The organism is Streptomyces sp. ICN903 (genome assembly GCF_022015835.1).
GTDB classification, from domain to species: domain Bacteria; phylum Actinomycetota; class Actinomycetes; order Streptomycetales; family Streptomycetaceae; genus Streptomyces; species Streptomyces fenghuangensis.
Map to the genome: position 1 here is coordinate 1 of NZ_JAKMAY010000116.1, position 6,853 is coordinate 6,853.

Genomic DNA, 6,853 nt, shown 5'->3' on the forward strand with positions numbered 1-6,853 from the left:
GCCCCCGTCTCCTGCTTGCCCTCCATCGGCCTGCCTCCGGTCGGTGTGCTCCACGACCGGGGGCGGGTGCCCGGACCGGCGCCGTTCACACCGCCCGGCCGGGTGCGCGGGAAGGCGGCGGCCAGAGGCTAGGAGGACACCATCTCCAGCAGCCTGGTGACCGTGCGCCAGTTGCGGCCGGTGACGGTCGTGCCCCGGCAGGCCGTCTCCAGCGCGCCGGGCAGCTTGCTGCGGCCCATGCCGTCCGGGAACCAGCAGTACAGCTCGCGCTCCCCCACCCGGAACTCGTCGGGCGCGTACGCCGCCGCGTCCACCGCCGCCAGGCGCCCGCGGTCCGGTTCACGGCCGAGGAAGAGGACCAGCAGCTTGGCCGGGTCGGTGTCGGCGGCCGGGTACGGGCAGGCGTCGGCCGCCGCGCGCAACTCGCCGGCGGTGCGGACCAGGCAGGAGACGGTGAAGCCGAAGCGGCCGGCGATCGCCGCCTCCAGCTCGGCCGCCAGCTCGCCGGTGTCCCGGCGGCCGGCGGTGAAGACGGCGTTCCCGCTGTTGACGTAGGTGCGCACGTCCTCCCAGCCGAGCCCCGCCATCACCTCGCGCAGCTCGGCCATGGGCACCTTCTTGCTCCCGCCGACGTTGATCCCGCGCAGCAGCGCCGCGTACCTCTCCGGCCGTCCCGTCATGCCCGGCAGCCTAGTGCCGGGGTGCGACAGCGCCTGCCGGGGCGCGGCGGCACGGGCACGGCGGGCCCGGCCGGGTCAGGACACCGGCCGGGAGTCGGCCCACACCGACTCCATCTCCTCGCGGTAGAGGTGGAACAGCCCGCCCTCGGCGCCCTCCCCCTGCGGGCCACCCTGGACGGTCCCGCCCTGGACGATGTCCCGGCCGCCGCCGCGCAGCACGAAGACCGGGGCCTCCATCCCCCGGATGCGGCGCAGGTAGGACTGGACCACCGCGATGCCGTCCGGCCCGTCGCCGTCGACGAGGTAGGCGGTGAAGCGCGGGGTCTCGTCGAAGACGTGGATCTGGAAGGCGCCGGCGTCCCGCAGCCGGGAGCGCACCCGCCGCATGTGGAGGATGTTCATCTCCACCGAACGGCTCAGCTCGCCCTTCTTCAGCCCCAGCTCCCGCTCCCGGCGGCGCACCGCGCTGCTGGCCGGGTTGAGGAAGAGCAGCCGCACCCGGCAGCCGGACTCGGCCAGCCGCACCAGACGGCGCCCGGAGTAGTTCTGGACCAGCAGGTTCAGTCCTATGCCGATGGCGTCCAGCCGGCGCGCTCCGCCGAACAGGTCCTCGGCCGGGAGCTGGCGCTGCAGGCGCACCCGGTCCGGGTGGACGCCGACGACGTCGGCGAAGCGGTCGCCGACCAGTTCCTCCACCGCGTCCACCGGCAGCCGGTGGACGGAGGGGATGTCGCGGCCGGCGCCCAGCAGGTCCAGCAGCCGGGCCGAAATCCGCTCGGCCTGGGCGAGGACGGCCGGGGACAGCGCGCGGTTGCGCGCCACCGCGCTGCGGGCGACCTCCAGCTCGTCCAGGGCCAGCTCCAGCTCGCGCCGCCCGTCGAAGTAGGGCTCGAAGCAGGGCCAGTGCTGCACCACCAGCTCGCGCAGCTGCGGCAGGGTCAGGAAGGACAGCAGGGTGTCGTCGGCCGGGTCGAGCAGATAGCCCTTGCGGCGGCTGACCTCGCGTACGGCCGCGGCCCGCTGGACCCATTCCTGCCCGGTCGGGCCGGCCGCCGCCACGACCCACTCCTCGCCGTGCACCGGCTCGTAGATCGGCCGCAGCACCGCCGCGACCACGGCGCGCAGCCGCTGCTCGACGAGATTGAGCCAGATGTAGGCCCGTCCCGCCCGCTGGGCGCGCAGCCGAACCTCGGCCCACTCCTCGGCGCCCCAGGCGAGGTCCGCGCCGATCTCCATCGGCCGGGCCAGGGAGACCGTGCCGGGCGGCACCGCTCCGGGCGCCCCGGCGGCACCGCTCTCGCCGCCCCCGTCCCCCGAGGGAAGCTCAAGCCCTCCCGAGCCCACCTGCGCACCGCCTTCCGGACCTGCTGTTCGATCAAGGAGCCTACTGCCCTCCCGGGAGGGGACGCAGCAGTATCCCGCCACCAAGTTCCTTTCTCCGTACGCTCATCCGGGGGAAGATGGATGCTGCGCCCATCCGGTGCCCGTCTCCCGCACCAGTACTGCGCAAGGATGCAGCGAAAACGGGTAACGGGTAGAGACCGCGACAGGAAGAGTCGACATGCAGGTCTGGCCTGGACGGGCTTATCCCCTCGGCGCCACGTACGACGGGGCCGGGACGAACTTCGCCGTGTTCTCGGAGGCGGCGGAGCGCATCGAACTGTGCCTGCTGCACGACGACGGGTCGGAGACGGCGATCGAGCTGCGCGAGTCCGACGCGTTCGTGCGGCACGCCTACCTGCCGGGCGTCATGCCCGGCCAGCGCTACGGCTTCCGCGTGCACGGGCCGTACGAGCCGGAGAAGGGAAAGCGCTGCAACAGCGCCAAGCTGCTGCTGGACCCCTACGCCAGGGCGATGAGCGGCGCCATCGACTGGGACGAGGCGGTCTACGGCTACCACTTCGACGAACCCGAACGGCGCAACGACCTGGACTCCGCCCCGCACACCATGGCGTCGGTGGTGGTCAACCCCTACTTCGACTGGGGCGACGACCGGCCCCCGCGCACCGACTACCACCAGACGGTCATCTACGAGGCCCACGTCAAGGGCCTGACGATGCTCCATCCGGAGCTGCCCGAGGACCTGCGCGGCACCTACGCGGCGCTGGGCCACCCGGCGATCGTCGAGCACCTGACGAAGCTGGGGGTGACCGCGCTGGAGCTGATGCCGGTCCACCAGTTCGTCACCGACCACCGGCTGGCCGACGCCGGGCTGGCGAACTACTGGGGCTACAACACCATCGGCTTCTTCGCCCCGCACAACGCCTACGCCTCCTGGGGCGACCGGGGCCAGCAGGTGCTGGAGTTCAAGCAGGCGGTCAAGGCGCTGCACCAGGCCGGCATCGAGGTGATCCTCGACGTGGTCTACAACCACACCGCCGAGGGCAACCACCTGGGGCCGACCCTGTCCTTCCGGGGCCTGGACAACGCCTCGTACTACCGGCTCACCGACGACCCCCGGTACTACATGGACACCACCGGCACCGGCAACTCGCTGCTGATGCGCTCCCCGCACGTCCTGCAGCTGATCATGGACTCGCTGCGCTACTGGGTCACCGAGATGCACGTGGACGGCTTCCGCTTCGACCTGGCGGCCACCCTGGCCCGCCAGTTCCACGAGGTGGACCGGCTGTCGTCGTTCTTCGACCTGGTGCAGCAGGATCCGGTGGTCAGCCAGGTGAAGCTGATCGCCGAGCCGTGGGACGTGGGCGAGGGCGGCTACCAGGTGGGGAACTTCCCGCCGCTGTGGACGGAGTGGAACGGCCGCTACCGCGACACCGTGCGGGACCTGTGGCGGGGCGAGCCGCGCACGCTGGCGGAGTTCGCCTCCCGGCTGACCGGCTCCTCCGACCTGTACCAGGACGACGGGCGACGCCCGCTGGCATCGATCAACTTCGTCACCTGCCACGACGGCTTCACCCTGCACGACCTGGTGTCGTACAACGACAAGCACAACGAGGCCAACGGCGAGGGCAACCGGGACGGCGAGAGCCACAACCGCTCGTGGAACTGCGGGGTGGAGGGGGACACGGACGACGAGGACGTCCTGGCGCTGCGCGGGCGGCAGATGCGCAACTTCATCGCCACCCTGCTGCTCTCCCAGGGCGTGCCGATGCTCAGCCACGGCGACGAGTTCGCCCGCACCCAGAAGGGCAACAACAACGCCTACTGCCAGGACGGCGAGCTGTCGTGGGTGCACTGGCCCGAGCCGGGCGAGAAGCATCCGCTGTGCGAGTTCGTGCAGGCCATGGTGGGCATGCGCCGCGACCACCCGGCCTTCCGGCGGCGGCGCTTCTTCCACGGGCGGCCGGTGGAGGGCACCCACGACGAGCTGTCCGACATCGCCTGGTTCACCCCCGAGGGCGAGGAGATGACCCAGCGGGACTGGCAGGAGGCCCAGGCCAGGGCGCTGACGGTGTTCCTCAACGGCAACGCGATCTCCGAGCCCGGCGAGCGCGGCGAGCGGATCACCGACGACTCCTTCCTGCTGATGTTCAACGCGCAGCCGACCCCGCGCAGGTTCACCGTGCCGGTGGACCACGGGCGGGAGTGGCAGGTGGTGGTGGACACCTCGCGGGAGGACGGGGTGCCGCCGGGCACCGGCCCCCTGGTGAGAGCGGGCTCCCGGATCACCCTGGTGGACCGCAGCCTGACGGTGCTCCAGCGTCCCGCCTGACCGGCCCCCGACCGGCCCCGCGCGCCCCGGGCCCGACCGGCCCCGCACGCCCTCCCCGGGCGGGGGATGTCGCCCGACAGGCGGCGGGTTCGGCGGGCACCCGGAGGGAACATGCACCACATGTCCCCTCAGTCCCCTGTCGTGCCCGCCGTGCCGACCGCCACCTACCGGCTCCAGCTGCAGCCCGGCTTCCCGTTCTCCGCCGCCGAGAGGGCCGTGCCGTACCTGGCCTCGCTCGGGGTCTCGCACCTCCACCTGTCCCCGGTGCTGGAGGCCGCCCCCGGCTCCGCCCACGGCTACGACGTGACCGGGCACACCCGGGTCCGCGAGGAGCTGGGTGGCGAGGAGGGGCTGCGGTCGCTGTCGCGCGCCGCGCGGGAGCACGGCATGGGCATCGTGGTGGACATCGTCCCCAACCACATGGGCGTCCCCGTCCCCGAACGGCTCAACGAGGCGCTGTGGGAGGTGCTGCGCGAGGGGCCGGCCTCCCCGTACGCGCGCTGGTTCGACATCGACTGGGAGGCGGGCGGCGGCCGCATGCTGCTGCCGGTGCTGGGCGGGCGGCTGGGCGATGAGCTGGGGGCGCTGACGGTCAAGGGCGGCGTCCTGGCCTACCACGACCACCGCTTCCCGCTGCGCGAGGGCACCGAGCACCTGCCGCTGCCCGAGCTGCTGGACGCCCAGCACTACCGGCTGGCCTGGTGGCGGCTGGCCCGCACCGAGCTGAACTACCGGCGCTTCTTCACCATCGCCGACCTGATCGGGGTGCGCGTGGAGGACCCGGAGGTCTTCGCCGCCACCCACGCGTGCGTACTGCGGCTGCTGCGCGAGGGCGTGGTACACGGCCTGCGGGTCGACCACCCGGACGGGCTGGCCGACCCGGGCGCGTACCTGCTGCGGCTGGAGGAGGAGAGCGGCCGGGCCTGGACGGTGGTGGAGAAGATCCTCGGCCCCCGCGAGCGGCTGCCGGTGTCCTGGCCGGTGGCCGGGACGACCGGGTACGACGCGCTGCACCGTATCGACGGCCTCTTCGTCGACCCGGACGGGCTGGCGGAGCTGTCCGCCCTCTACCGCGGCTTCACCGGCGCCGCGCCGGACGCGGGCGGCGAGTGGGGGCCGACCGTGCGGCGGGCCGCCCGGGAGGTGGTCGCCCACGACCTGGCCGCCGAGGTCGGGCGGCTGACCCGCACCGCCGCCGCCGTGTGCGAGGCCGCCCCCGGCCTGGCGCTGCGCGACCACGCGCCCTGGGCGCTGCGCACCGCGATCGAGGAGGTGCTGGCACGGGTGCCGGTGTACCGGCCGTACGTCACCGCGGGCGGCCCGGTGGGCGCGGAGGACCGGGCGATGCTGGAGGAGGCGGCCGAGGGCGCGCGGGCGGCGTTCGCGGTGCCGCAGGAGGCCGCGGCGGTGGACGTGGTGCGGGACCTGGCGCTGGGCCGGTTGGGGGACGGCGAGGCCCAGCGGGACTTCTGCGCACGGTTCGCGCAGGTCTGCGCGGCGCTGCGGGCCAAGTCGGAGGAGGACACCGCCTTCTACCGCTACGCGCCGCTGCTGTCGGCCGCCGAGGTGGGCGGGGATCCGGGCAGTCCGCAGGTGGCGCCGGAGGAGTTCCACGCGTACTGCGCCCGGCTCCAGCGCGACTGGCCGGCCACCGGCACCGTGCTGTCGACGCACGACACCAAGCGCAGCGCGGACGTACGGGCGGCGCTCGCGGTGCTGACGGAGTGTCCCGGGCGGTGGGCGGAGCTGCTGGAGCGGGTGACGCGGGAGACGCTGCGCGCCTCCGGGGTGGAGGCCCCGGACCGCCACGTGGCGTGGGTGGCGTGGCAGACGGCGTACGGCATGGGCTTCCCCTACCAGGAGCGGCTGGTGCCCGCGCTGCTGAAGGCGGTGCGGGAGGCCGGGCTGCGCACCACGTGGACGGAGCGGGACGCGGCGTACGAGGAGGCCGTCGAGCGCTTCGCGGTGGCGGGACCGGGCGGACCGCCGCTGTACACGGTGGCACAGTTCGCGCGGGGGCTGGCCGGTCCGGTGCGGGCCAACGTGCTCGGCGCGGCGCTGCTGCATCTGACCATGCCGGGCGTGCCGGACCTCTACATGGGCACCGAGCGGGTGTACGCCGCGCTGGTCGATCCCGACAACCGGCGGCTGCCGGACTTCCCGCCCTTCGCGCGGGAAGCGCCTGAGGAGACCTCGGAGGCCCGCCAGGAGGCCGCGGCCTGGCTGCCGGATTCCCTGTCCGAGGAGAAGCGGGCCCTGACCGGGGCGGCGCTGCGGCTGCGGCGGGAGCACCCGGGTTGGTTCGGCGCGAAGGCCTCGTACGAGCCGCTGCGGGCCGCGGGGCCGGCGGCCGGGCACTGTGTGGCGTACGCGCGCTCGGGCGAGGTGGTCTGCGTCGCGACCCGGCTCTCGCTGCGGCTGGCGGAGGCGGGCGGCTGGCGGGAGACCGCCCTGGAGCTGCCGCCGGGGCGGTGGCGGGACCTGCTGGGCGGCCGGG

Annotated in this window: 4 protein-coding genes; 2 read left to right on the top strand and 2 right to left on the bottom strand. The window is 73.9% G+C overall.

The genetic code is table 11. The annotated features are described in order from the left end of the window. Positions 1-128: 128 nt before the first annotated feature. Positions 129-680 (bottom strand): DUF1697 domain-containing protein, encoded by a 552-nt coding sequence (locus tag L7D48_RS14160; RefSeq protein ID WP_237879790.1) that lies wholly within the window; start codon positions 678-680, stop codon positions 129-131. Positions 681-755: 75 nt separating this feature from the next. Beyond that, positions 756-2,024, bottom strand: a complete 1,269-nt coding sequence (locus L7D48_RS14165) for an SAV2148 family HEPN domain-containing protein (protein WP_237879791.1) — start codon at positions 2,022-2,024, stop codon at positions 756-758. A gap of 217 nt (positions 2,025-2,241) precedes the next feature. Between L7D48_RS14165 and glgX the strand changes: the two genes are divergently transcribed. Both glgX and treY read left to right on the top strand, forming a co-directional pair. Further along, positions 2,242-4,356, top strand: a complete 2,115-nt coding sequence (glgX, locus tag L7D48_RS14170; protein WP_237879792.1) for a glycogen debranching protein GlgX — start codon at positions 2,242-2,244, stop codon at positions 4,354-4,356. A gap of 120 nt (positions 4,357-4,476) precedes the next feature. Continuing rightward, on the top strand, positions 4,477-6,853 hold a 2,377-nt coding region (gene treY / locus L7D48_RS14175), incomplete at its 3' end, for a malto-oligosyltrehalose synthase (RefSeq protein WP_237879793.1).